The sequence below is a fragment of the Dellaglioa sp. L3N genome, assembly GCF_054941095.1.
In genome coordinates, this window is record NZ_CM142928.1 from 1434304 (window position 1) to 1455188 (window position 20885).

Genomic DNA, 20885 nt, shown 5'->3' on the forward strand with positions numbered 1-20885 from the left:
ACCTCCTCTACTAAAAAATTGTTTAATTTTTTCAAACATTCAATCACCTCTGTTTCCATCTAAGGTCCTTAGCGTTATCAATTACAAAATACTTAAACATATCTGGCATATGATCGTCTTCTTTAATAACTGACGGGTCTTCACTTTGCAATGTCTTTTCATCCCAGCGATAACGTTGATGTTGGTCGATAAATATTTTATTGTTCTCAGTATCCAGATAATAAAAACGACCTTGTGCCAGTAGTATCTGCACAAAGTCGACCATATCTACATTTTTCTTTTTAGCTACTGGGTGCCAGCGTTGACCGTAATCATAGAAATATTGGTTACGTACACCACCTTCAGCACTATCAATTGTTCGGTTGCGAATTTGGTATGTTCTGCCATTGATAACCGATGACTTCTTGATAAATTCATAGAAGTCCTTGCTAAGCTCACTAGGTGGCTTCTTATTCGTCTGTCCAGCTGGAGAATAGTAATAAGTATCTATTAAAATAACTTTACCTTTTGCAGTTAAAGCAAAACAACCAACCGCATCGGCACTTGTCTGATGACCGACATCGGCTGAATAATATAGACAACTAATAGGATCATCAGTAAATAATCCTTTAATCCGTTTAAATAGATTCATATTATAAACGTTATTACCTAAGCCGATTGCTTCACCTAAATACATCCACTTATAATAATTTAAATCATTGTTCTTAACTGTCTCAATCTCATTCAGATAGTCATCAGATAAGATATTTGGCAACGTCACATCTTGATAAGTTGAATGGTCAATATACCAACCATCTAATCCTGAACGTTCAGCAATCCATTTGTTTATCCAATCATATGGATTCTTAGGCGGATTGTAGGAATAGTAAGTGATGACATGTTTACCAGGTGGCAATACTTTACGAGTAAAAGAAGCACGTACTGTATCGACTTCTTCCCAGCTATCAAACTCAGCTAGCTCTTCAAACCAAATCCACTGAACATATCCTTTAGCAACTAACATTGATTTCAACTTAGCTGGGTCATCTAATCCACTAAAATAGAACGCTGTACCTGTTGGCTTATGCATAATTCGATATGGCGACTTAGTAAACTTAAATTGACTATCAACATGTAATTGATAAATGGCCCATTTAATTTGTTCATATACAGATAATTCAAGTGTATTGGCAACCTTACGAATGATTAAGGCATTGGCGTTGCTATCTTGCAGGAAATCAATCACAATCCTTAAGCTAATCACTGATGACTTAGTTGAACCACGTCCACCTTTAAGGACCTTATTCAACGCATTAGAATACAAGACGTAATCGAAGTGAGGATTTATCATATCATCTAAATTAATCTTTATTTTCATCTGATAAATCCCTTCGATCTGTTTGATTGATTTCTATTGTAATACCATCATTATCAGTATTGTTAATAGCTGCAACCTCTGCTTCTTTGATATCCGCTTCAGCCTTAACCTTGCGAATCTGTTCAACTTCTAATGAACTCTTATCATTTAACGGATATCTCTTCAATATTTCTTTCGCTGCAACGATACGAGTCTTTAAATCAGCTTCCTTTGTGAACTCCTCTGCACCTAAAGGACTGCTTATTATAACCGTTTCTTTCTCTTCCCCTCTAGCTATACTAGAAAGTAGCTCAACCGCTTCTGTGGCACTCATTATTCGTTCAGAAGCAAGTTGTTTCATACGTTCGCCTACATACTTTTTAATAACAGGTTTTAACAGGTTTTCACTTCCTGTTTGCTGTGCAGTTTTCTTACTATAACCTGCATTAATAGCTGATTGAGTAGCATTGCCACTCTTAATATACTCATCGGCAAATCGCCGTTGTTTCTCTGTAAGTCTCACATGAATCACCACACTCCTTCTAATTAATTTTAGATACAAAAAAAGACCACTCATCTGAATAGCCTTGCTTATCTATTAAACTGTTACCCAATCTTCCGCTAACATATCTGTTTGACTTGCTAACCATGGTACAAGGTCTCTGGGCGCATCTTCATTGTCAGTAATCAATCCTGTTGTATCAATATAAATGTACTCATGAGTCATATCAGAATCTTCATTTGGTAATTGCAATTTGATAAAGATGCCTTTGCCGTTCCAACCTTTACGTGCGATGCTCTTACCTTGTTTTAAACATTCTAGTGCTTTGCCAAAATTCATAATAGATCTCCTTTTATTTTAAATTATTGTTTTATAACACAGGCAGGTCTCGAACCTGCATATTTCAGTCTTACCAAATTTAGACGACTGCGTTTCCCAAAGGAGTGGTTATTTAAAACTTTCTACTCTACAAATATAACACCTTAATCCGTGCAAAATACGTCAGATTTTGGTCAATATTTGTTCACTTTTTGGTCAGATTTTGGTCAAAATAAAAAACTATTAGCAAAATGCTAACAGCTCTTCTAGTGGATATGCTTCTGCAAAGTTAAGTAATGCTACTTTTAGCATTCTATCTTGGGTGCTTTTGCTAATGCCTAAAGTACTCTGTATCTCGTAATCTGAATCTCCATGAATATACGTATTCTCAAGTAGCATTCTATAATCACTGCCAACAATTGATTCAATACAATGTTCAATCGTTTTAACGATAGTCTCTGCTTCTAACTTATTAACAATTTTAACTTCTTCATTATTGGCACCTGATTTACTTTTAGGCATACCTTCCATGGCTGGTGATTGTAGAAATAGGATATTCCTATTAGCGATACGTTTATATCTCGGATAACTTCTTAACACTTTAATTGAATTACGTTTTGTAGCAGTCTCATCAAGTTCATCTAATAACATTTAGCCACCCCTTTTGTATGCTATAATTAATTTACGCGATTACTTACAGCTACCTTTAAGGGTGGCTTTTTTTGTGCCTAAAAGAAAAAGTCCCACACGTTTACTGTAAACTTCATTAATATAATTACCGAAAAAATAATGACGAATAGCATTGCTAACAATTCTAATAAGTTTACTATTGCTTTAATCATTTAAATCCTCCTTACTTTTCAAGAAAAAATTAACATCATTAGTTAAATCCTCCTATGCATCCCTTAATTAAAATATATTTCCTGCTTGAGAATACGATTAACGCGTATAAAAAATGGTAAATCCTTTAATAGCAACATTCTCATCCATGCTCGAGTTAAAACATTATCGTCCCAATTAATTGTTCGATATCTCTTTTTAGTTCTTCTCGATCCGTTGAAAAATCTATAACTGATTTTTCATATGCTTCTTCACTAGAGATATCAGGATTCTCAAGTTTCAAAAAATTCATTTTTAAATTTATCGCTTGCCAACAAGATAATGATGAAACAAAGGAATCGATTGAATTTATCTCTTTTTGTATTTTCATTTTTCTACCTTCAAAAATTCTTCGGCAAGAATTCCATTCATTCCATTAAACAACATATTTAGTTCATTGATAACAAATGGATTATTTGTGTCAATAGTACGTTTAACTAACAAAGTATTGATATCAACATTAGCAATTAATACCGGAGTTGAATTGTATGGTGTCGAAGAAAGAATCTCAACTTTATAATTTTGCTGTTTCCCCAACAAGTCATCACGGCTTGTAATATAATCAGTGATTGCACTTAAATGTCTATTATACTTACTATTCATTACTTAACTCCTCCACAACATGCATCTAGTATTCGTTTAGTCATTCTTTCACTTCTTCAATCGATGTAATCTCAACGATGTTTTTTAAATTAATAATATTTCCATTTAATTCACTTTTAATAACTTCGCCGTGTTGCATTTTACCAGCTAATTTATTAATAAATTCATATTCTTCTTCAATATTTGTTGATTGAATTACAGTTCTGATTTTGCTATTAACATCTGCCATCTTAATTTCATACTTTTTCATGATTCATCCTCCAGAACCTCAATTAATAAATTAATATCATAGTTACTTTTAATAAATTTAATCGTTAAATCTGGTCTTATGTGATTACCTAGCAATTTATAAACTAAGTGAATATCATCATTATTAAAATTAGTTTTTAAAAATAGATTTAACCCTTTTAATATTTTAGAATTGTAATCCGCACGTCTGCTACACCATTCAATAATATTGGCTTTAATGGCTAGTTCATCTTTATCCTTAATTAAAATAAATAAATTAGATTTTTCCTCTAGTATCAGTTCTTGTTGATCATTAATAAATGAACCTTTAAATATAGTCATTAATTCTAAAACACAATCATCAAACTTCATGGTTAAACCTCCTCATAAGTTGCTTGGAATGTATAGTTACTCATTACACGAATTTTATTCTTGATAGCAACGTGAATACTTGTATCGGTGATAATCCAATCACCAATTTCAATGTGACGAATGCCATCTGATGTAGCTATATAATATTCATTATCAGGGTCAGTTCTAATTTTTTGAATCTTATACTTATCAATCATCTCTTGTGATCCATCAAACTGTTCAGCTTGAATATTTGCTATTTTCTTGTATGTTTTAATCATTCAATTCACCTTCTAAATATGAAATCACATATCTAGTTAAATCGTCCTTTTGTATATAATTTGCCTGCGCTAATGCACCTAGGATGCCGTCAAAACCTTCTGTGATTAGTCTTAGTGATTGTTTACCATTGAGATTACTTTTGTAGTCAATAATGCCCCGCTTAGTGAATTTGATATGTGCTTCGTTTTTCTTTGTCATTTATCCAGCCACCGCTTCTTCGAGCATCCCTGAATAATCTTCGTCATATTTAACTTCAAGCTTGCGTACTTCTTCCATCGTGAAACTAGGCTTCCAGTGTACGTCGTTAGCACTAATACCTACTTTCCCTATCCTGATATTTCCATTTGCATGCACCTTTGTACCTTCAATACATTCAATCAAATATCCATCCTCACCCATTTCTGGCACACGGTGAATATAATAACGTTTAGGCTCTGTTCGTTCTTCAATTGGTGTTGATGCTAAATTGTTTAATGTTTTGAGTACTAGTTTTCTATCCATTTCGGAAAGATTAGTGAATGCCAAATAATTTGTATCAATCAAGCAGAGTACATTTGTCTTAACTACCCCAATCACTAGTAGTAAATCTTCGCCAACAAAATTAACCTCATATACGTTAGTTGAGTGTATTCTAACCTTGAAACCCGCTTCTTCTAATATTTTAGTTGCTTCCGTGTATTTCATCTGATACTCCTCCAGTAAACGTAAATTATTAACGCTAGTGCTCCGATTGTGCATGCTACTGCTTGAATGTATGTCATAAGACTGGTCCGCCTTTCATTTTGAGATTAATCATTCTTGTTAACTGATATTTTAGCTTTGTGCATTCGTCGTATGAGATACTTGATGAGTTGATTACATGGATTAAATCGTCAATATCTTCGTAAGCACCCAACTTAGTCATTTCTATTTTTAATTGATTCCATTCTTCTATTTTTTTCGTTTTTCGTTCTTGCTTATTCATGATTCAACTCCTTAATTCTGACTTCAATACGTGGTGTAACTGAATAGTATTTCTTAGTTTCCGACTCAACAATTAAGTTATCGTCTTTCCATACGATTCCCGTCAGTGCATCTTCTATGCCTTTTGCATAATTTGTTGCATCTGGCTTTACTATTGGCAAAACTAACTTTCGCTCTCTTAAATCAATCTGCTTTTTACTAGTCCCTTTATTGTTAGGACGGTAGACGTCAATCTCAACTCTAATCGGGCAATCAACCAATGGTCCATGATATTGTTTCCTAACTTCATGGCCAACGAACAGCTTATAGTTTTTACTTTTGATTGGATCGTGGGCCCTTTTTGTATAGCTGTTAAATATAGGTCGTCCCTGTGCTACTGGATTACCTAATATAATTAACTCAATCACTGGACTACCTTATCAATTAAATAACCTTTAATTTCATACCGATTTTTAATCGCACTTTCTAATATTTCGTCTCGAACGTCGAAGAATTTTTTAAGATGGCGCCAACTTCTGAATTTTCTAAACGTTTTGTTTTCTTGGCTAACTGGGCGAATAATATAATCATGTTTATTCAGATTATTCTCCTCATTTGACGCACCGATATTTACCGCATTAGTCACCAAGATAGGCTCTGGGTATACCTTGTCAGTATTTAACTTAGTTTTTAATTGATGGCCATTTAAAAATCTAATGACCTCGCTTTTTAAGTTGTTTTCGTAATACACATCACGGCTTGCCATACCGATTGCTTTATACATGTTTAATCCCCCTTAGGTGCCGTTTTATTAAATTCATCTAGCTGTTTCTGTAAGGCAACTTTATCAATCGTCGGCTCTACTTCTGGTGGCACATAATCATCTTTAGCCCAGTCAGGTAAGTTTTCTTTCTTAATTATTTTGCCGGTCGATTTAGCCTTTCCCTTATAGTTTTTTTGCGCAATTTCTACGTCTTTAACCGTCAGTAACTTTTTAGTTTCCCAACCTTTCAAGATAGCCTCTGCATAGCCCCAGTTACGTACGTTGCTATCCACGGATATTTCTAAAGCCTTAATAATTAGCTTCTCTGGTTCGCTAGATCCTGCTTCTTTAAAATCATCAATCCACTTCGTTATCTTTTCGATTGTGAAAGGTGACATGGTTCCAAATCCGTTTTGTTCGTAAAAATCCGCGACGTCCCGCAGCGAGTCAACAATTGTTATTTGTTTCTCTTTACGTTTTTCTTTATGTTTAATTAATGTACCACCTTGTTGTGCACTCCCTTGTACACTCTGTTGTGTACTCCGTTGTGTACTATCTGACGTATGGATATTATCTTGTACACTTTCTTGTGTACTATCTGACATATAGAGTTTAAATATTTTATACGATGTTGCCTTTTTACCATTGCTTCTGAAATCAATAAGTCCAAGCTGTTTTAAAATATTTCTGTTTTTATTAATACCTGACCTAGATAATCCCGAAAGTGTTTCAAGCATTTGATTAGTAGATGTGAACCATTCAATCCATGAGCATTTATTGTTGATTTGCATCAATGCATGCCACAATGCGATTTGCCCAGAAGATAGTTTGGTTTCAAACATTTGATAATCTCTAAATGCGAGTAACTGTGATAAATAATTCATAAGTAGTCCCTCCTAAAACGGAAGGTCGTCGTCTGAAATATCGACTTGCTGTCCATTATTAGCGGATGGGTCTGATGCTGCTTGTTTAGTTGATGCAGGTCGTTGTGTGTTTGTCTGTGTTGATTCATTCTTACTATCTAAGAAATCAAACTGATCAACAACGACGTCCGCCGTATAAACTTTGTTGCCATTCTTGTCATCATAGCTACCTGTTTCAAGAAAACCGCCAAGTGCTACCTGTGACCCTTTATGCGTATAGTTAGCAAAAACTTCTGCCGCTTTTCGCCAAATTCGATAACGGATAAAATCGCTTACGCTTTCACCTTGTGCATTTTTAAATTGTCTTTTTACTGCAATAGTTCCACTCAATACCGCAATGCCTGACACTGTGTATTTTAATTCTGGGTCAGCTGTTAAGCGACCAACTAAGTTAATTCGATTCATTAGATGCACTCCTATTCGATTAAATCATCTTTGTAGACGCAGCTTTTGACAACCTTGTGTGCTTTACAGTAATCACATTTGCCACACATTACTGGGTTAATTTCGCCATGTAAGACTCTTAAAATATTTGGCAATTCTAGTTCAACAGTTCGTAATTGTTCAGCTAAATCATCAGGTTTAATCGCAATCGCTGCGACGTCTGGAATATCTGATTTGGTTACTGCCATGATGTAAGGTGTGAATGGTTTGCCATACTTTAATTCGAGTAACTTGCTATAAATTGCCATTTGTAACGTGTAGCCATAACCATCAACAAATGATTCCCATGTTCTTTTTTCGTTGTTCCAGAAGCGCTTATGAATGTCTGCTGACGTTTTAATATCACAGAAGTAGCCTTCTTCAACGTTCAAGCAATCAATACGTGCTTTCCAATTAGTATCAAATAATTTACCTGTCAGGATCACTTCACGTTCTCCTTTGTAGGCTGCTTTAAAAATTGGTTGCTTAGCTAATGATTCAATCATTAAGTCGGCATTATCAAATGCAACATAACGTGCCTTGCTATTCTTATAAATAAATTCTTTTTTCTCTTCGATAAAATCTTGATGTGCCTGGGCACTTTCAAAATAAGAATGAACATAGTTACCGACTATTAACGGCAGTGCATTATTTTCTGTTGGATGATTCATATCGTATACAGCAGACGCCTCGCACTTCACAAACCGTTTAAACCAAGAGACCGACATATACTGCCAGTCTGTTTTGTTTGAGTAATAGTTGCTTCTATTCAGCGTTATCATTAGCTTTACCCGTAAATTTATCTACACCTGATTGTGTAAATAAATCCCCCGATGCTTGTTCTTCAACAATTTCAGCGTCAATAACTTCTGTTTCTTTTTCTGGCTCCTTTTTAGGAGGTTGTTTAGCTTCGATTTCTGTATTCATTCTTGCTTCAATACCAGATGGTGCTTTTGTTTCAGCTGTTTCTACAACTTTAGCGGTATCATTAGGGCTTTTATCATCTTCTGTATACATGCTGCCTAAGGTCTCAGGAAACGCTTCTCGTAAGGCGTTAACAATTGCTGTCTTTCGAATCATATTTTGTGGCATTGATTTCCAAGTTGATTGTCCTTTGCCAAATTCTTCCATCGATAAAATAATCTTAATTGGTTGTGTTCTATCATCTCTGACTACTTCTGCCCAACCACCTATCAAAATATCTTTCGGTAACTTTAATGCGCCTTCCAGCTCAACCATGTCATCGCCACGCTGTACGACGATTCCTGCCGTCATTCCTTTAAAGTGACCGTTAGCATTAGCTCGTTTCATAAAGGCTTCTTTTGACACAATGATTTGTGCTGGTGAACTTCCAAACTTAACCAGATAAGCTTCATTTAAATATGGATTCAAATGTTGAAACTTACATAATTGCAAAAACATAAAAGCTTCTTGATCAGTAATTGCTCCGTTACCACTTTTGATAAATGTTGAAATGGTATCGCCACTCAATCTAACTTGTTCGCCGTTTACTTCAAATTCCTCTACGTGTTCCATTAATGCATTAGCCATTTTTATTCGTCTCCTTTATTATGAAAATCCTATTGGTTTATCCATTTTTTCTTCTGTAGGAACATATTGAATTAATTGTGAAATGTCATCTATGTCTAAAGCCATCATGATTTTATCCAATGTATTCAATTGAACCATCTTACTTTTTCCTGTTCTTAATGCCCCTAAAGTATTTCTTGATACTCCTGTCATTTCTGATAATTGAGTTACTGTCAGTCTTCTTTCTGCGAGCAAAACTCTTAATCTAATATCTATCATCAATAGTTTCCTCTTTAACTTCTTCTGCACCTAAGTCTTCCATAGTTTCAATTGCTCCATGATTTTCCAATAAGTCCTTTAAAACTTCTTTAGCATGATTTTCAATAAGATATTCTACGTATTCATCAACAGTATCTTTTGTAAAATAATCTTTACCGTATGAATAAATTTCTTCATCTGAAAAAATTGGGCGATCATTAAAATCAAGCACAACAGCGGTCGTATTCATAAACGCTCTGTCAGCCGCTTCATCAGCTAGCTGTCTATCATTAAATGTTAATTGCATTGTCATTTACCGCCATTTCTGCTAACATTAGCTAATAAGATATTTTCCAAAATAGTTCTGTTCAACTGTTTACGAGTAGGATCGTAGGCAGTTTTTTTGTGCATAAAATTAAGCGCTCTTCTTTTGTGCATCCCTGCGACTGGTAAAGTGAATTTCATTTTGTTTCTCCTTTCCGAATAATAATTCCTTATTAAATTTTTCAATCCTGTCTCTGTTGTAAACACCTAAAATGATTATTCCTGCATTTACAGCTCCAAAGATGAAGCTTGGTAAATCTACTATTGCCATCATGTTCATTCCTCCTATGATTTTATTGTTTCCATAATCCCCTTGAAATTAACTCTGATAAATTTAATGAATTTAGATGATTCAATTTTGTATTTACCGCCGTTATATGGATAGTACACACAACCACCACGATCAACGTCTAATCCATTTTTGAAACTCTGAAATATCATGGTTAATTCTTTTTTAGAAAACCCAGTAACTTCAACCGCTTTATTTAAATCCCACATAATCTGCTTATCAGCTTCTAACCGGTCATGTTCTTCTCTACTGATTAACTCAAATCCATCAGGTATAGTTATCATCGCTGGTATCATCTCAGGCTCCATATTAAGATTCATAATCCTGCCCCTTTCTATGCCGTTATTCCTTCCATCTTCCATTTAACATTTCGTTCATCTAAACTCTGCTGCATTGATAAATGATGTTCTTCAGATACAAATGCTATAAAGTTAGTTAAATATAAAACAACATCCCATGATTCGTTAATCGCTTTGATTGGATCAACTAAGTCCTTCTCGGTTAATTCCTCAACTGGAATTGTTAACTCGTCTAAGCTCTCTTTAATCGCTTCTATTGATTGATGTAATTCTGGCATTGCTTTAATCGCCATCGCTAACGACTCCTTCACTACCTTGTTACCGTTAATAATCGGAACGCTCACACCGATTAACTTATTTGCTATATCCATTGCCAAAAATTGATTATCTGGCATTTTTTTCAATATCGATTGAACTGAATCAAACTGCAGTTCTGTTTTGCCATGTGCCATTTTTGAAATATTCGATTGCGAATATCCCATTTCATTTCCTAACCGTGTTGATGACATTCTGTTAATCTTCATCGTTCTAGGTAACGTATTCATAATGTTCACACCACTATGAATAACGATTCTGCTGATATGGTTCTGGTTCATATTATTCACACTCCGTTATTTTTTATACTTAATACGTTGGTTATAATTAACCTATGCCAAAGCGATTAGATCATTAACTTGTTGCTCTACATATTTAGTTTCAATATCTAAAATATTGTTTAAAGTCTCAACACTCATACGTTCTAGCATTGGTCGTTGCTCTTCTTCAAATCTTGGCATGGTTAAGATTGCTGCGATTAGTTTTTCTTTCATGGTTATCACCTCCTTAAATTTGGTAGAATAGAAGTAAATGCGAAAGCTGGTATTTCTATGAGTAAATATAGAAAAGATTTAAAAAAATTATTAATTATGGATAGTAAAAACAGACATTTATCTAAATTAATGCTATCCGAATCCGATATGTCTTATGAAAGACTTAGGTTTTTAAACGCAAAAGGTTTAATTTCATTAACTAACTATTCTGATAGAACTTACGGTGTTACTGTAACTAAAACTGGTGTTACATATTTCCAAGACATAAAAGAAATATTATTTGCCAGAATCGTATGGAGCGTTATTACTCCAATAGTCCTAGCGTTCATTACAACCTTAATTACAATTTGGATTAAAGGCTTTTTCTAAATTATTCCTAGTTTTGCCAAAATGAACACGGTCACTACTGACGTAAGTAAACTAAGTACTACTCCAACCAAATGCCATATAGTTTCATTTTTCATGTTGTCACCTCCTTTCCGTAAGCTTTACTCTTTGGCTATATCAAATTGAGTAATGACATCCCGCAGTACTATGTCTACGTCGTCAAGCTCACAGGTAATCTTTAATACCGGCTTTCCTCTCGCGGGCATATCAAGATTAAAGTTGGTAACTCCTGCTCCTAAAATCCAGTTACCTAACCTAATGTCATAGTCAGCTGATATTTCTGCATCACAGTCATTACGTTTTATAGATAAACTTAATTTTTCCATTGCTGGCACCTCCTTAAAGGTTTCATTTCGTTACTATATTAATTAAAAAAAATAACCCATTTAAATTTTAATGTTTTTGCTATATCCTGCGCTACTTCTGGGCTAGGACGCCTAGTTCCATTTTCTATAGCTGTATAATACGCTCTTTGTATGCCTGACTTATCTGCAACCTCTTTTTGAGTCATACTTTTAGCTACTCTTTTTTCTTTGAGCCACGTTCTCATTTAATCACCGCCTTAATGTTTCACTACGTTACTCCTATTATAATACGTCACACATTGTTACTTGTCAACGTGTTCTTGTAACAAAATGAAACTTTATTATCGGTAACAAAATGTTACTATGTTAGTTGTAACAAATTGTTACAATTCGCTGTCGAAAGGAGCCTCTTTATGTTTTCAGAACGAATAAAAGAACTAAGAAAGAATATGAATAGGACGCAACAGCAAGTTGCTGACGCTATTGGTGTTACACGACCAGCCTACACGGCGTATGAAATTGGAAACAGAGAACCAGATTTTGAATTACTAACAAAAATAGCTGAATATTTTAACGTATCAACCGATTATTTACTCGGTCGAGTTAATGGACCACATGATGACTTATTAGTTGCTGCTCATATGGATGACAATTTAACAGAACAACAAATAGAAGAAATCAATAAGTTTATTGAATTTCAAAAGCAAGAATATATTAAAGATAGAGACGAAAAAAACAGACTCAAAAAGGACTAGTTATGTATGAATGAAATCGAAAAGATTATGTCTAGCTACCCTAACCTGTCATTAAAATGCGTTGATATGCCTACTGGTATTCGCGGATTAATTATTGGAAACCGTATTCTACTTGATTGTAATTTATCAAGTGAAGAAAAGTTACAGTGGTTGTATGAAGAACTTGGCCACTATGAAACAACTATTGGTAATATAACACCTACTAATTCAATCAGTAATAGAAAACAGGAACGGAAAGCTAGAGTTTGGGGCATGAAAAATCTAATACCAGAAGTTGATCTTCAAACATTCGCTGATAAGGATGTTAATGACTTTGAGGTTGCCGATGATTTAGGAGTTAATGTGGACTACTTACGTGAAGTTGGAGAAACTTACGGATTTAACGCAAAAAGCAGTTAAAACTAACACAAACTTTGGAGGAATAAATATTATGAAAAAAACGCTATTAATTACATCTTTATTATTATCTACGTTACTTTTCACAGCATGTGGTTCATCAACACCTAATGATAAGAAAGCTAGTTCATCACAATCAAGTAGTTCTAAGGTTGAAAAAGCTTCTTCAAGAAAAACGAACCCAAAAGACGCTTCGAATGATAAATGGTCATTTAAAAATAATACATTTTCGGCAGGAATATTAACTTATAAATTTACTAAAACTGAAGTTTCAGACTCTGGTTTAGACGATAAATCAAAAGTCATAGTATTACATACGGATATTACTAACAACTCAGATAAAGAACAAGATCCATCAAATATATTTATGGTTTTACATGCGTATCAAAAAACGGACACGGCAAATAAGAATCTAAATCCCGGCTCTGCTCCATATGATTCTGAAATGAATGTTCCTCTTCAAAAAGAAAATGATGCATTAACTGATAAATTATTACCGGGGAAAACTACAAAAGCGATTATTGTTTTTACACTTGAAAATACTAGTGATGTTACTTTAAAATTCTCTAACTCAGATTTCCAAACGATTGGCAAAAAAATTTATAGCGTTAAATAAATTTCCAATAGCTATATTAAGTGGGTGCGATCCCCACTACTCGTTTTGCAACAATAAAAACTTCGGAGGAGCTATTATGACATTATCAGATGTATTTAAATTAACTGAGTTTAAAAACAAAATTAACGAACTTGAAAAAGAAAATGCCCTATTAAAGATACAAACGAATATCAAACTTTCTATAAAAGAACAATCTAACTTTGATTTAGATCAACAGCTGCATATATTAAATACTCAAATTATTAATAAACAAAAAGAACTTATTATTTCAGAACAAAATATTTTAGAAAGCAATGATAGATTTGAATCAGCTGAAATTAAGTATAATGATTTAATAGAAAAGAACAAAAAACTAGAAGATACCTCTACTAGACTGAACACTGTTAACAATATGGCTAAAATGAAAAATGCCGAAAGTTATGTCAAAGAAGCAAAAGAGAAAAAACACGCAGCGAATTCCCCTCATTGCCCTAAATGTAAATCTACTAATATTCAAATATTAGATAATAAGAAGAAAGCTTTTTCTGTTGGCAAAGCTGTTGGCGGGGCTGTATTGACCGGTGGCATTGGAACAATTGCTGGATTTGCGGGTAAACGTGGTAAAAAATATCACGCCATCTGCCTAAACTGCAGAAAATCATTCGATATAAAATTATAAAAACATTTTTATTAATTGCCCTATTGGGCTTTTATTTTACAGATAAAAAGAACGTACGTTTTCTAACTAACGATAATAAAATTTTCTTCATACCACAAAAAACGTAAAAAAGCTATTCTTTTGTTTTTCTTTTGATTATTACATATATTTATCAATAATTTTGTGAAAATCCTAATATATAGGCGTTTTTACTTTTGATTTACTTTTGATTTACTTTTGATTTACTTTTTTAAGAAAAAATAAAGGAGTTATTTATGTTAAAAAACGAAGGTATCCAGCTAGAATATAAAACTTCAAGTAACACACTTCCAAAAAGTTTTTGGGAGACTTACAGTGCATTTGCCAACACTAAAGGTGGCACCATCGTATTAGGTGTTTCCGAAGAAACTAAAGGAACTTTTAAAATTGTCGGTGTTGAAAATCAGGAAAAATTAAGAACGGAATTATTATCCTTAGTTTGTAATACTAATAAAGTCAGCGCTAACTTAATAAATGAAGATAATATCACAGTTTTTAAGCTTGAAGGAAAAATGACTATCAGTATAAAAATACCGGAAGCATCATTTATGCAAAAACCGGTATATTTAAATAATTCAAAAGAAAATTGTTATATGCGGCTTGGAGATGGTGACCATAAGGCAACGCCCTCTCAATTTAAATATATGATTGCTAATTCGTCCGAAGAAATGGATTCCGAATTATTAGACAACTACACCATAGACGATTTAAATATAGTTGACATTGAGAACTATCGTTCAATAATAATTAAAAATACTGGTAATCAAGATTTACAGGATTTAAATTATTCTGATTTTTTATTTAATATTGGTGCAACTAAAATTGATTATTCAAATACCGATAGAAAACAAAAGCTCACAATCGCCGGCTTACTTTTTTTCGGTAATTACAACGCAATAACTTCCCGTTATCCAAATTTTCAATTAGATTATTTCAAAAAATATTCTTCATTAGATAATAAATGGGAAAATAGAGTTTCTACAGGTGATATGAATTTCCCTAATTTAAATATTTTTTCGTTTTACAATAAAGTGTCTGAAATTTTATATAACAACATTCCTGATAAATTTACTCAAGATGAAGATATGACTAGAGGATCCTATTATTCTGATATGAAAAATGCTATTAAAGAAGCACTTGTTAATACTATCATGCATGCATACTACGGTTCAGATACCCCTATTCGAATAGACGAGTATGATGATTATTTAGAATTTTACAATCCTGGAAATATGCGTGTAAGTAAACAAGAATTTATACACGGTAACACATCAAAATGTAGAAATGGAATATTGTCTCTTTTATTCAGAAAAGTCGGAATTGCGGAAAGAGCCGGGTCAGGCGGACCTACTATTTTTAGTTCAGCACAAAAAAATAGTCTCCGTACTCCAGATATTAAAAATCAATCTGACAGTACTTCGATAAGAATATGGAAAACAGATTTAGCATCTTCTTTAAAAGATTTAGATGAAAACCAGAAAAATATAGTTTTATTTGCTGTTGAAAGATCGACTTTTAAAATAAAAGATGCTGCTAATGAGCTTAATCTAAGTGATTATACAGTAAGAAACACCGTTGACGAATTAATTGAAAATAATATATTAATAAAAATTGGAAATGGCAGAAGTACTGCCTATTCAACCAATATGAACGAAGAAAGCGGTATGTTAGGAATGAAATTACTATTGAAACGTGTTGAAGACGGTTTTAATAGTCCTAATTAATCTAAATCAGTCAGTATAATTTACTATGAAAGGAGTTGCTTATGGCTCAGATATTCAAACGCAATAACCTATGGACCTACCGTGTATGGCTAGACTCTAAACATAGTAAATCTAAGAGTGGATTCAAACGTAGAAAAGACGCACAAGACGCTGCTTTAGAATTAGAATTGAAGAAAAAAGATGGCACATTATCAGAGCTATCTGACATCTCATTCGCTGAATATTTTAAAACGTGGGCAGAAACGTATAAAATCGGTCGGTTGCACCCGACTACAGAATCTAAATATAAATCAGCTATCAGATTAGTTGAAAATACTTTTGGAGATAAAAAGCTAAAAAGTATAAAAACATATGACTATCAGCGGTTGCTAGATACATATGCATTAACACATGCTAAAGCCAGTACCAGTCATCTTAATAACTACTTTAAAAATGCTGTTCGTTACGCTATGAATGATGGAATTGTTACACGTGATTTTACATTTGGTGCTTTAATAAGTGGGAAAGAATCTAAAGATAATAGCCTTAAGTTTATTGAATACGATGAAGCTGAAAAACTTAAGAAGTTATGTATTGATACCGGCTCATTCTTGACGATTACACGTCTTGAGATACTTTTCGGACTATTAACCGGATGTCGTTATGGAGAAGTAACCGGATTAACTTGGGACTGTGTGGACCTAGTCGAACGAACTGTTCAAATTGATAAAGCGTATGATTATATACACAGAACTGGATTTAAAAAAACTAAAACCACTTCATCCGTCCGCACTATTTCAATTAATGATACTCTGATAACTATGTTAAAAAAACTAAAAACAGAACAAGAAAACGAATTTTCAAAACAAAATTTTAACAATAAATTAAACTTTGTATTTATTACAAAACGTCACGAAGTACCAAGCGATAACGCTGTGAACAAAGTTCTTAGAAATCTCCTTTCAGAAATTAACGCTAAAAATAAAATTACTTTTCATGGCCTACGTCATACTCACGCTTCTATGCTAATAGCTCAAGACGTTTCTATTAATTATATTTCCGAACGTTTAGGACATGCTAACATAAGCGTGACGTATAATATTTATACTCATTTGCTTAAAACTAGTCGTGAACAAGAGAATAATAAGGCTATGGACGTACTAAATAAGCTTTAAAAATAGGTGTGGTTTTTGTGTGGTTAACCCATAAAAACGTGGTAACTGTGTGGTTAAATATTCAGTGCTTATCTATCGGTTTATTGCTCTACTTTTTAAATAATTACTTTTATACCAATGCTTTCTATTTTTTTGTAATTTGGTTGTTAATCGGTCATCATGTGGTTAATACGTCGATCAGGGACATAACAACGTAAGCCACAACTCTCTTAAACGATAGTTGTGGCTTATTTTTATTTCAGTATCAACCCTTTTAAGTTCTCACTAAAACTCACATATCATTTAATACTATACAATTATTTTCCCCTAACAACTGTGAAAACCACCACACCATTGAACAAAAAAAGATTAAATGCTTTTCTATCACATTTAATCTTTTCATTTAATTTATAATTCGGCACCATTTGTCTCAATGACATTTTGATACCAATAGAACGAATCTTTTCTTAAACGTTTTAACGTTCCATTACCATTATTATCACGATCAACATAAACATAGCCATAACGTTTGGCCATTTCACCAGATCCGGCACTAATTAAATCAATGCATCCCCATGAAGTATAGCCTAGACAAGGAACTCCATCCGCAATGGCTTCCCCCATTGCTTGAATGTTTTCATTGAGATAAGAAATACGATAATCATCATGAATTTTATCTCCATCTTCCACAACATCTTTTGCACCCAATCCATTTTCAACAACAAATAAAGGTTTTTGATAGCGATCATAAACTTGATTCATCGTCGTTCTCAACCCAAGCCCATCTGTTTGCCATCCCCATTCACTCGTTTTTAAGTAAGGATTTTTTAGACTTTCAAAGACATTAGCTGCCGTCTTATCAGTCATCTCAGGATCAGCACTAGCCAAACGTGATGAATAGTAACTAAACGAAATGAAATCAACCGTATTCTCAAGCAACTCTTTTTCATCAGTTTCAGCCATTTTAATTTTCACGCCTAACTCTTTAAATAATCTTGCTGAATAACTTGGATAGTAGCCACGTGATTGCACATCAATAAAGAAATAACCTTCGCGATCTTTTGTCATCGCTTCGAAAACATCTTTTGGATTGGGCGTATTGGGATAAGTAACTCCAGCCGCTAACATACAGCCAATTTTAAAATCAGGATTGATTTGGTGAGCTAACTTTGTTGCAAGTGCCGAAGCAACTAATTGATGATGTGCTGCTTGATATTTAATTTGATCAGGGTTATCAACACCTTCGAGATCCAACCCACCACCCAATAGTGGAATATGCAAAATCATATTTATTTCGTTAAACGTTAACCAATACTTAACTTTATTTTTGTAACGCATGAATAAGACACGTGAAAAAGTTAAATAATTATCAATCATTCGGCGGTCAGCCCAACCATTCATTTTTTTCAACATACCTAGTGGCGTATCAAAATGATTGATTGTAACCAACGGCTCCATTCCTAATTCGTTACAAAGATCTATCACCTTATCATAAAATTGTAACCCTTTTTCATTTGGTTCTTTTTCATCACCTTGTGGAAAAATTCGTGGCCAACTTATCGATAATCTAAATGTCTTAAATCCCATTTCTGCCATCAATCGTAAATCTTCTTCATAATGATGATAAAAATCAACTGATTCATGACTAGGGTAGAACGCTTCTTTCATTTTCATAGCTTCTTTTACATTAAATAAATAATCCCAGCGACCATGATGTGCATCTGGTAAGATATCAACTAATGATAATCCTTTACCATCAACATCATACGCACCTTCAATTTGATTGGCAGCCGTGGCACCACCCCATAAAAAATTATCTGGAAAATTTGATTTCATCATTATTGTTTACCTCCTATAGTAACTTCTAAGTCCAATAAGTCATCACCAACAATTACATCTGATTGTTCTTTAGCAAGATCACTAATTTCTTTGTATCTTGGTGTATTTGTCACAATAATTGGCGTAATAATTTCATACCCAGCCTTTTTAATAGCTTCAATATCAAATTTCAGTAGCAAATCACCTTTTTTAACAACTTTATCCATTTCAGTTTGAATTTCAAAAAATTTACCTTCCAATTCAACAGTATCCATTCCGATATGCATCAATATTTCAGCACCGCTATCCGTCTTCATACCAATTGCATGTCCCGTTGGAAAAACTAATGATATTTTTCCATCAGCCGGTGCGTATAATTGCCCAATTTCAGGTAAAATTGCGATACCTTTACCCATTGCACCGGAATTAAAAACAGGATCTTTAACCTCTGACAATGGTAAAACTTGCCCTTTAAGTGGACTAACAAGAACCTCTTCTTTAACTGCTTCTGATTGAACAGGTGCTACTTTTGTAGTTGTCGTTGTTGCTTCAGCAGCGACTGGGACTTCTTGATCTGCTTTTGTTAACCCAAACATCAATGTTAATACATATGCCAATACGAACGAAACAACCATCGCAATCATAACAGCGTAGAATGACATATCGATACCCGTTTTAGGATTCAAATAACTTGGAATTGAGAAAATTCCTAATCCACCCATCATGTAACTTTTTGTTCCAAATACACCTAGAATCATCCCGCCAATAGCGGCTGAAATACAGGTAATGATAAATGGTTTTTTACGAGGTAACGTAATCCCATAAATTGCTGGTTCTGTTACACCAAAAATTCCTGAAATAAACGAAGAATAGCCAAGACCCTTTAATTTTTTATTTTTTGTTTTAATTGTAATAGCTAAAACTGACCCAATTTGCGCAAATGTTGTTCCAAGCATAAGTGCAAGAATGGGATCTGAACCTTTTGTCGATATATTAAGAATTGCAAGTGGGATAAGTCCCCAATGTAACCCAAAAATAACAAGTACTTGCCACAAACCACCAAGTACTGCTCCAGCGGCAATTGGACTGAATGAATAGACAACTGAAAATCCTGTAGCCACAAGATCACTAGCCCAAGTTGATAAAGGACCGATGAATAAGAATGTCACAGGAACGACAACAAGAGCTGTCAACATTGGTACTAAGAATGTTCGTACCACTTCCGGAACGACCTTTTTGAAAAATGGTTCTACTTTCGATGCAAACCAAATTGACACAATGATTGGAACGACAGATGATGCATAACTCATCATAATAACTGGAATGCCCAAGAATGTCATATAAATAGGTGATTCAAAAATTGTACCTGAGAATAGCGTGTAGAGTACTTTACCACCTGAGGCAACCAGTGTTGCTGGTACCTGCGCCACAATAGTTGGGTAAACTAACGTCGCCCCAATGACCATCGCTAATAATGGATTAACGTGAAATTTCTTACTTGCGCTATAAGCCAATATAACTGGGAAGAAGTAGAAGAAAGAGTCACCTAAAGCATTTAAAATAATATAGGTTCCTGAAGTTGTTGCAATCCAATTAAATGCAACAAATAACGCTACGAATCCTTTAATCATACCTGTTGCAGCTAAAACCCCTAAAGTTGGTGCGAAGATTCCTGAAATCATATCAATAAATGCATCAAGTGGTTTCATTTTTTCGCCATCATTATCTGGTACAATCCCGTCTCCGTCAAGGCCACTACCTTTAATGAGTTCGTCATAAACTTCTGGCACTTGATTCCCTACAACTACTTGGTATTGTCCACCACTTTTAACAACCGTCACTACGCCATCCATATCTTTTAAAACGTCTGTGTTGGCCTTACCTTCATCTTTTAATTTAAATCTTAAACGGGTTGTACAATGAACGACACTATTAACGTTAGCTTCTCCACCCACGTTTTTTAAAATGTCTTTAGCTAATTTATCGTAACTCATCACAATCACTCCTTTTATTTTT

The 20885-nt window shown here is 33.9% G+C and carries 35 protein-coding genes; 7 read left to right on the forward strand and 28 right to left on the reverse strand.

Going from position 1 to position 20885, the window contains the following annotated elements; translation table 11 throughout:
* Positions 1-43: 43 nt before the first annotated feature.
* The 24 genes from ACVPPR_RS07310 to ACVPPR_RS07425 form a co-directional block, all read right to left on the reverse strand.
* Positions 44-1357 (reverse strand): PBSX family phage terminase large subunit, encoded by a 1314-nt coding sequence (locus ACVPPR_RS07310; protein ID WP_462304012.1) that lies wholly within the window; start codon positions 1355-1357, stop codon positions 44-46.
* Positions 1341-1859 (reverse strand): terminase small subunit, encoded by a 519-nt coding sequence (locus ACVPPR_RS07315; protein WP_462298834.1) that lies wholly within the window; start codon positions 1857-1859, stop codon positions 1341-1343. The genes ACVPPR_RS07310 and ACVPPR_RS07315 overlap by 17 nt, the downstream gene beginning before the upstream one ends.
* Before the next feature lie 75 nt (positions 1860-1934).
* Positions 1935-2177: a DUF2829 domain-containing protein gene (locus ACVPPR_RS07320; protein WP_462304013.1), complete on the reverse strand. Its 243-nt coding sequence runs from the start codon at positions 2175-2177 to the stop codon at positions 1935-1937.
* A gap of 222 nt (positions 2178-2399) precedes the next feature.
* Positions 2400-2807, reverse strand: a complete 408-nt coding sequence (locus ACVPPR_RS07325; protein ID WP_462304014.1) for an ArpU family phage packaging/lysis transcriptional regulator — start codon at positions 2805-2807, stop codon at positions 2400-2402.
* A 346-nt stretch (positions 2808-3153) separates the two neighbouring features.
* The gene (locus tag ACVPPR_RS07330; RefSeq protein ID WP_462304015.1) at positions 3154-3366 is read right to left on the reverse strand and encodes a hypothetical protein; all 213 of its coding nucleotides are present in this window, start codon (positions 3364-3366) and stop codon (positions 3154-3156) included.
* Positions 3363-3638 carry a hypothetical protein gene (locus tag ACVPPR_RS07335; protein ID WP_462304016.1) on the reverse strand — a complete coding sequence of 92 codons (276 nt, stop codon included), beginning with the start codon at positions 3636-3638 and terminating at the stop codon, positions 3363-3365. The genes ACVPPR_RS07330 and ACVPPR_RS07335 overlap by 4 nt, the downstream gene beginning before the upstream one ends.
* A 40-nt stretch (positions 3639-3678) precedes the next feature.
* Complete coding sequence (locus tag ACVPPR_RS07340) at positions 3679-3888, reverse strand: hypothetical protein (protein WP_462304017.1); 210 nt, start codon at positions 3886-3888, stop codon at positions 3679-3681.
* Complete coding sequence (locus ACVPPR_RS07345; RefSeq protein ID WP_462304018.1) at positions 3885-4238, reverse strand: hypothetical protein; 354 nt, start codon at positions 4236-4238, stop codon at positions 3885-3887. Before ACVPPR_RS07345 ends, ACVPPR_RS07340 begins: the two co-directional genes overlap by 4 nt.
* A 2-nt stretch (positions 4239-4240) precedes the next feature.
* The gene (locus ACVPPR_RS07350; protein ID WP_462304019.1) at positions 4241-4498 is read right to left on the reverse strand and encodes a hypothetical protein; all 258 of its coding nucleotides are present in this window, start codon (positions 4496-4498) and stop codon (positions 4241-4243) included.
* Entirely contained in the window at positions 4491-4697 is a 207-nt protein-coding gene (locus ACVPPR_RS07355; protein WP_462304020.1) for a hypothetical protein, read from the reverse strand. The genes ACVPPR_RS07350 and ACVPPR_RS07355 overlap by 8 nt, the downstream gene beginning before the upstream one ends.
* Positions 4698-5183, reverse strand: a complete 486-nt coding sequence (locus ACVPPR_RS07360) for a hypothetical protein (RefSeq protein WP_462304021.1) — start codon at positions 5181-5183, stop codon at positions 4698-4700.
* A 73-nt stretch (positions 5184-5256) separates the two neighbouring features.
* The gene (locus tag ACVPPR_RS07365) at positions 5257-5463 is read right to left on the reverse strand and encodes a hypothetical protein (RefSeq protein ID WP_462304022.1); all 207 of its coding nucleotides are present in this window, start codon (positions 5461-5463) and stop codon (positions 5257-5259) included.
* Positions 5456-5869: a RusA family crossover junction endodeoxyribonuclease gene (locus tag ACVPPR_RS07370; protein ID WP_462304023.1), complete on the reverse strand. Its 414-nt coding sequence runs from the start codon at positions 5867-5869 to the stop codon at positions 5456-5458. Before ACVPPR_RS07370 ends, ACVPPR_RS07365 begins: the two co-directional genes overlap by 8 nt.
* A complete protein-coding gene (locus ACVPPR_RS07375) occupies positions 5866-6225 on the reverse strand; it encodes a hypothetical protein (RefSeq protein ID WP_462304024.1) in 360 nt (119 codons plus the stop codon). Before ACVPPR_RS07375 ends, ACVPPR_RS07370 begins: the two co-directional genes overlap by 4 nt.
* A gap of 2 nt (positions 6226-6227) precedes the next feature.
* Entirely contained in the window at positions 6228-7088 is an 861-nt protein-coding gene (locus ACVPPR_RS07380; protein WP_462304025.1) for a DnaD domain protein, read from the reverse strand.
* 12 nt (positions 7089-7100) lie between these two features.
* On the reverse strand, positions 7101-7532 hold the full coding sequence (locus ACVPPR_RS07385) for a single-stranded DNA-binding protein (RefSeq protein WP_462304026.1): 432 nt from the start codon (positions 7530-7532) through the stop codon (positions 7101-7103).
* A gap of 11 nt (positions 7533-7543) precedes the next feature.
* A complete protein-coding gene (locus ACVPPR_RS07390) occupies positions 7544-8332 on the reverse strand; it encodes a PD-(D/E)XK nuclease-like domain-containing protein (protein WP_462304027.1) in 789 nt (262 codons plus the stop codon).
* Complete coding sequence (bet, locus tag ACVPPR_RS07395) at positions 8316-9101, reverse strand: phage recombination protein Bet (RefSeq protein ID WP_462304028.1); 786 nt, start codon at positions 9099-9101, stop codon at positions 8316-8318. Before bet ends, ACVPPR_RS07390 begins: the two co-directional genes overlap by 17 nt.
* 18 nt (positions 9102-9119) lie before the next feature.
* Entirely contained in the window at positions 9120-9359 is a 240-nt protein-coding gene (locus tag ACVPPR_RS07400) for a helix-turn-helix domain-containing protein (RefSeq protein WP_462304029.1), read from the reverse strand.
* The gene (locus tag ACVPPR_RS07405; protein ID WP_462304030.1) at positions 9346-9651 is read right to left on the reverse strand and encodes a hypothetical protein; all 306 of its coding nucleotides are present in this window, start codon (positions 9649-9651) and stop codon (positions 9346-9348) included. Before ACVPPR_RS07405 ends, ACVPPR_RS07400 begins: the two co-directional genes overlap by 14 nt.
* A gap of 102 nt (positions 9652-9753) precedes the next feature.
* Positions 9754-9936, reverse strand: coding sequence for a hypothetical protein (locus ACVPPR_RS07410; protein ID WP_462304031.1), 183 nt, complete (start codon positions 9934-9936; stop codon positions 9754-9756).
* Between the two features lie 11 nt (positions 9937-9947).
* Positions 9948-10271, reverse strand: a complete 324-nt coding sequence (locus ACVPPR_RS07415) for a DUF771 domain-containing protein (RefSeq protein WP_462304032.1) — start codon at positions 10269-10271, stop codon at positions 9948-9950.
* A gap of 14 nt (positions 10272-10285) precedes the next feature.
* Complete coding sequence (locus ACVPPR_RS07420) at positions 10286-10846, reverse strand: hypothetical protein (protein WP_462304033.1); 561 nt, start codon at positions 10844-10846, stop codon at positions 10286-10288.
* A gap of 51 nt (positions 10847-10897) precedes the next feature.
* On the reverse strand, positions 10898-11059 hold the full coding sequence (locus ACVPPR_RS07425; protein WP_462304034.1) for a hypothetical protein: 162 nt from the start codon (positions 11057-11059) through the stop codon (positions 10898-10900).
* Between the two features lie 57 nt (positions 11060-11116).
* Between ACVPPR_RS07425 and ACVPPR_RS07430 the strand changes: the two genes are divergently transcribed.
* The gene (locus tag ACVPPR_RS07430) at positions 11117-11428 is read left to right on the forward strand and encodes a hypothetical protein (RefSeq protein WP_462304035.1); all 312 of its coding nucleotides are present in this window, start codon (positions 11117-11119) and stop codon (positions 11426-11428) included.
* Positions 11429-11547: 119 nt separating this feature from the next.
* Here the strand turns inward: ACVPPR_RS07430 and ACVPPR_RS07435 are convergent, their stop codons facing one another.
* Together ACVPPR_RS07435 and ACVPPR_RS07440 are read right to left on the reverse strand one after the other, a co-directional pair.
* Positions 11548-11772, reverse strand: coding sequence for a hypothetical protein (locus ACVPPR_RS07435; protein ID WP_462304036.1), 225 nt, complete (start codon positions 11770-11772; stop codon positions 11548-11550).
* 38 nt (positions 11773-11810) lie between these two features.
* On the reverse strand, positions 11811-11996 hold the full coding sequence (locus tag ACVPPR_RS07440; RefSeq protein ID WP_462304037.1) for a helix-turn-helix transcriptional regulator: 186 nt from the start codon (positions 11994-11996) through the stop codon (positions 11811-11813).
* A 168-nt stretch (positions 11997-12164) separates the two neighbouring features.
* Between ACVPPR_RS07440 and ACVPPR_RS07445 the strand changes: the two genes are divergently transcribed.
* The 6 genes from ACVPPR_RS07445 (at position 12165) to ACVPPR_RS07470 (ending at position 17072) form a co-directional block, all read left to right on the forward strand.
* On the forward strand, positions 12165-12506 hold the full coding sequence (locus tag ACVPPR_RS07445) for a helix-turn-helix domain-containing protein (protein WP_462304038.1): 342 nt from the start codon (positions 12165-12167) through the stop codon (positions 12504-12506).
* A gap of 6 nt (positions 12507-12512) precedes the next feature.
* Positions 12513-12905 carry an ImmA/IrrE family metallo-endopeptidase gene (locus tag ACVPPR_RS07450; protein WP_462304039.1) on the forward strand — a complete coding sequence of 131 codons (393 nt, stop codon included), beginning with the start codon at positions 12513-12515 and terminating at the stop codon, positions 12903-12905.
* 31 nt (positions 12906-12936) lie between these two features.
* Positions 12937-13518 carry a DUF5067 domain-containing protein gene (locus ACVPPR_RS07455; RefSeq protein WP_462304040.1) on the forward strand — a complete coding sequence of 194 codons (582 nt, stop codon included), beginning with the start codon at positions 12937-12939 and terminating at the stop codon, positions 13516-13518.
* Between the two features lie 76 nt (positions 13519-13594).
* Positions 13595-14176 carry a hypothetical protein gene (locus ACVPPR_RS07460; RefSeq protein ID WP_462304041.1) on the forward strand — a complete coding sequence of 194 codons (582 nt, stop codon included), beginning with the start codon at positions 13595-13597 and terminating at the stop codon, positions 14174-14176.
* 254 nt (positions 14177-14430) lie between these two features.
* Positions 14431-15918 (forward strand): RNA-binding domain-containing protein, encoded by a 1488-nt coding sequence (locus tag ACVPPR_RS07465; RefSeq protein WP_462304042.1) that lies wholly within the window; start codon positions 14431-14433, stop codon positions 15916-15918.
* Positions 15919-15959: 41 nt separating this feature from the next.
* Positions 15960-17072 carry a tyrosine-type recombinase/integrase gene (locus ACVPPR_RS07470; RefSeq protein WP_462304043.1) on the forward strand — a complete coding sequence of 371 codons (1113 nt, stop codon included), beginning with the start codon at positions 15960-15962 and terminating at the stop codon, positions 17070-17072.
* 387 nt (positions 17073-17459) lie between these two features.
* Here ACVPPR_RS07470 and ACVPPR_RS07475 read toward each other — a convergent pair whose 3' ends face one another.
* Both ACVPPR_RS07475 and ACVPPR_RS07480 read right to left on the reverse strand, forming a co-directional pair.
* The gene (locus tag ACVPPR_RS07475) at positions 17460-18887 is read right to left on the reverse strand and encodes a 6-phospho-beta-glucosidase (RefSeq protein ID WP_462304814.1); all 1428 of its coding nucleotides are present in this window, start codon (positions 18885-18887) and stop codon (positions 17460-17462) included.
* 2 nt (positions 18888-18889) lie between these two features.
* Entirely contained in the window at positions 18890-20863 is a 1974-nt protein-coding gene (locus ACVPPR_RS07480; protein ID WP_462304044.1) for a beta-glucoside-specific PTS transporter subunit IIABC, read from the reverse strand.
* Positions 20864-20885: the final 22 nt, after the last annotated feature.

Excerpts from the sequence above, each read along its gene's own strand:
- ACVPPR_RS07450 (WP_462304039.1), top strand. The coding sequence starts at position 12,513 with ATGAATGAAATCGAAAAGATTATGTCTAGCTACCCTAACCTGTCATTA.
- ACVPPR_RS07480 (WP_462304044.1), bottom strand. The coding sequence starts at position 20,863 with ATGAGTTACGATAAATTAGCTAAAGACATTTTAAAAAACGTGGGTGGA.
- ACVPPR_RS07360 (WP_462304021.1), bottom strand. The coding sequence starts at position 5,183 with ATGAAATACACGGAAGCAACTAAAATATTAGAAGAAGCGGGTTTCAAG.
- ACVPPR_RS07465 (WP_462304042.1), top strand. The coding sequence starts at position 14,431 with ATGTTAAAAAACGAAGGTATCCAGCTAGAATATAAAACTTCAAGTAAC.
- ACVPPR_RS07375 (WP_462304024.1), bottom strand. The coding sequence starts at position 6,225 with ATGTATAAAGCAATCGGTATGGCAAGCCGTGATGTGTATTACGAAAAC.
- ACVPPR_RS07335 (WP_462304016.1), bottom strand. The coding sequence starts at position 3,638 with ATGAATAGTAAGTATAATAGACATTTAAGTGCAATCACTGATTATATT.
- ACVPPR_RS07470 (WP_462304043.1), top strand. The coding sequence starts at position 15,960 with ATGGCTCAGATATTCAAACGCAATAACCTATGGACCTACCGTGTATGG.
- ACVPPR_RS07380 (WP_462304025.1), bottom strand. The coding sequence starts at position 7,088 with ATGAATTATTTATCACAGTTACTCGCATTTAGAGATTATCAAATGTTT.
- ACVPPR_RS07445 (WP_462304038.1), top strand. The coding sequence starts at position 12,165 with ATGTTTTCAGAACGAATAAAAGAACTAAGAAAGAATATGAATAGGACG.
- ACVPPR_RS07365 (WP_462304022.1), bottom strand. The coding sequence starts at position 5,463 with ATGAATAAGCAAGAACGAAAAACGAAAAAAATAGAAGAATGGAATCAA.
- ACVPPR_RS07475 (WP_462304814.1), bottom strand. The coding sequence starts at position 18,887 with ATGAAATCAAATTTTCCAGATAATTTTTTATGGGGTGGTGCCACGGCT.
- ACVPPR_RS07455 (WP_462304040.1), top strand. The coding sequence starts at position 12,937 with ATGAAAAAAACGCTATTAATTACATCTTTATTATTATCTACGTTACTT.
- ACVPPR_RS07390 (WP_462304027.1), bottom strand. The coding sequence starts at position 8,332 with ATGATAACGCTGAATAGAAGCAACTATTACTCAAACAAAACAGACTGG.
- ACVPPR_RS07320 (WP_462304013.1), bottom strand. The coding sequence starts at position 2,177 with ATGAATTTTGGCAAAGCACTAGAATGTTTAAAACAAGGTAAGAGCATC.
- ACVPPR_RS07410 (WP_462304031.1), bottom strand. The coding sequence starts at position 9,936 with ATGATGGCAATAGTAGATTTACCAAGCTTCATCTTTGGAGCTGTAAAT.
- ACVPPR_RS07425 (WP_462304034.1), bottom strand. The coding sequence starts at position 11,059 with ATGAAAGAAAAACTAATCGCAGCAATCTTAACCATGCCAAGATTTGAA.
- ACVPPR_RS07340 (WP_462304017.1), bottom strand. The coding sequence starts at position 3,888 with ATGAAAAAGTATGAAATTAAGATGGCAGATGTTAATAGCAAAATCAGA.
- ACVPPR_RS07430 (WP_462304035.1), top strand. The coding sequence starts at position 11,117 with ATGAGTAAATATAGAAAAGATTTAAAAAAATTATTAATTATGGATAGT.
- ACVPPR_RS07405 (WP_462304030.1), bottom strand. The coding sequence starts at position 9,651 with ATGACAATGCAATTAACATTTAATGATAGACAGCTAGCTGATGAAGCG.
- ACVPPR_RS07400 (WP_462304029.1), bottom strand. The coding sequence starts at position 9,359 with ATGATAGATATTAGATTAAGAGTTTTGCTCGCAGAAAGAAGACTGACA.
- ACVPPR_RS07415 (WP_462304032.1), bottom strand. The coding sequence starts at position 10,271 with ATGAATCTTAATATGGAGCCTGAGATGATACCAGCGATGATAACTATA.
- ACVPPR_RS07350 (WP_462304019.1), bottom strand. The coding sequence starts at position 4,498 with ATGATTAAAACATACAAGAAAATAGCAAATATTCAAGCTGAACAGTTT.
- ACVPPR_RS07460 (WP_462304041.1), top strand. The coding sequence starts at position 13,595 with ATGACATTATCAGATGTATTTAAATTAACTGAGTTTAAAAACAAAATT.
- ACVPPR_RS07420 (WP_462304033.1), bottom strand. The coding sequence starts at position 10,846 with ATGAACCAGAACCATATCAGCAGAATCGTTATTCATAGTGGTGTGAAC.
- ACVPPR_RS07440 (WP_462304037.1), bottom strand. The coding sequence starts at position 11,996 with ATGAGAACGTGGCTCAAAGAAAAAAGAGTAGCTAAAAGTATGACTCAA.
- ACVPPR_RS07325 (WP_462304014.1), bottom strand. The coding sequence starts at position 2,807 with ATGTTATTAGATGAACTTGATGAGACTGCTACAAAACGTAATTCAATT.
- bet (WP_462304028.1), bottom strand. The coding sequence starts at position 9,101 with ATGGCTAATGCATTAATGGAACACGTAGAGGAATTTGAAGTAAACGGC.
- ACVPPR_RS07330 (WP_462304015.1), bottom strand. The coding sequence starts at position 3,366 with ATGAAAATACAAAAAGAGATAAATTCAATCGATTCCTTTGTTTCATCA.
- ACVPPR_RS07310 (WP_462304012.1), bottom strand. The coding sequence starts at position 1,357 with ATGAAAATAAAGATTAATTTAGATGATATGATAAATCCTCACTTCGAT.
- ACVPPR_RS07345 (WP_462304018.1), bottom strand. The coding sequence starts at position 4,238 with ATGAAGTTTGATGATTGTGTTTTAGAATTAATGACTATATTTAAAGGT.
- ACVPPR_RS07435 (WP_462304036.1), bottom strand. The coding sequence starts at position 11,772 with ATGGAAAAATTAAGTTTATCTATAAAACGTAATGACTGTGATGCAGAA.
- ACVPPR_RS07355 (WP_462304020.1), bottom strand. The coding sequence starts at position 4,697 with ATGACAAAGAAAAACGAAGCACATATCAAATTCACTAAGCGGGGCATT.
- ACVPPR_RS07385 (WP_462304026.1), bottom strand. The coding sequence starts at position 7,532 with ATGAATCGAATTAACTTAGTTGGTCGCTTAACAGCTGACCCAGAATTA.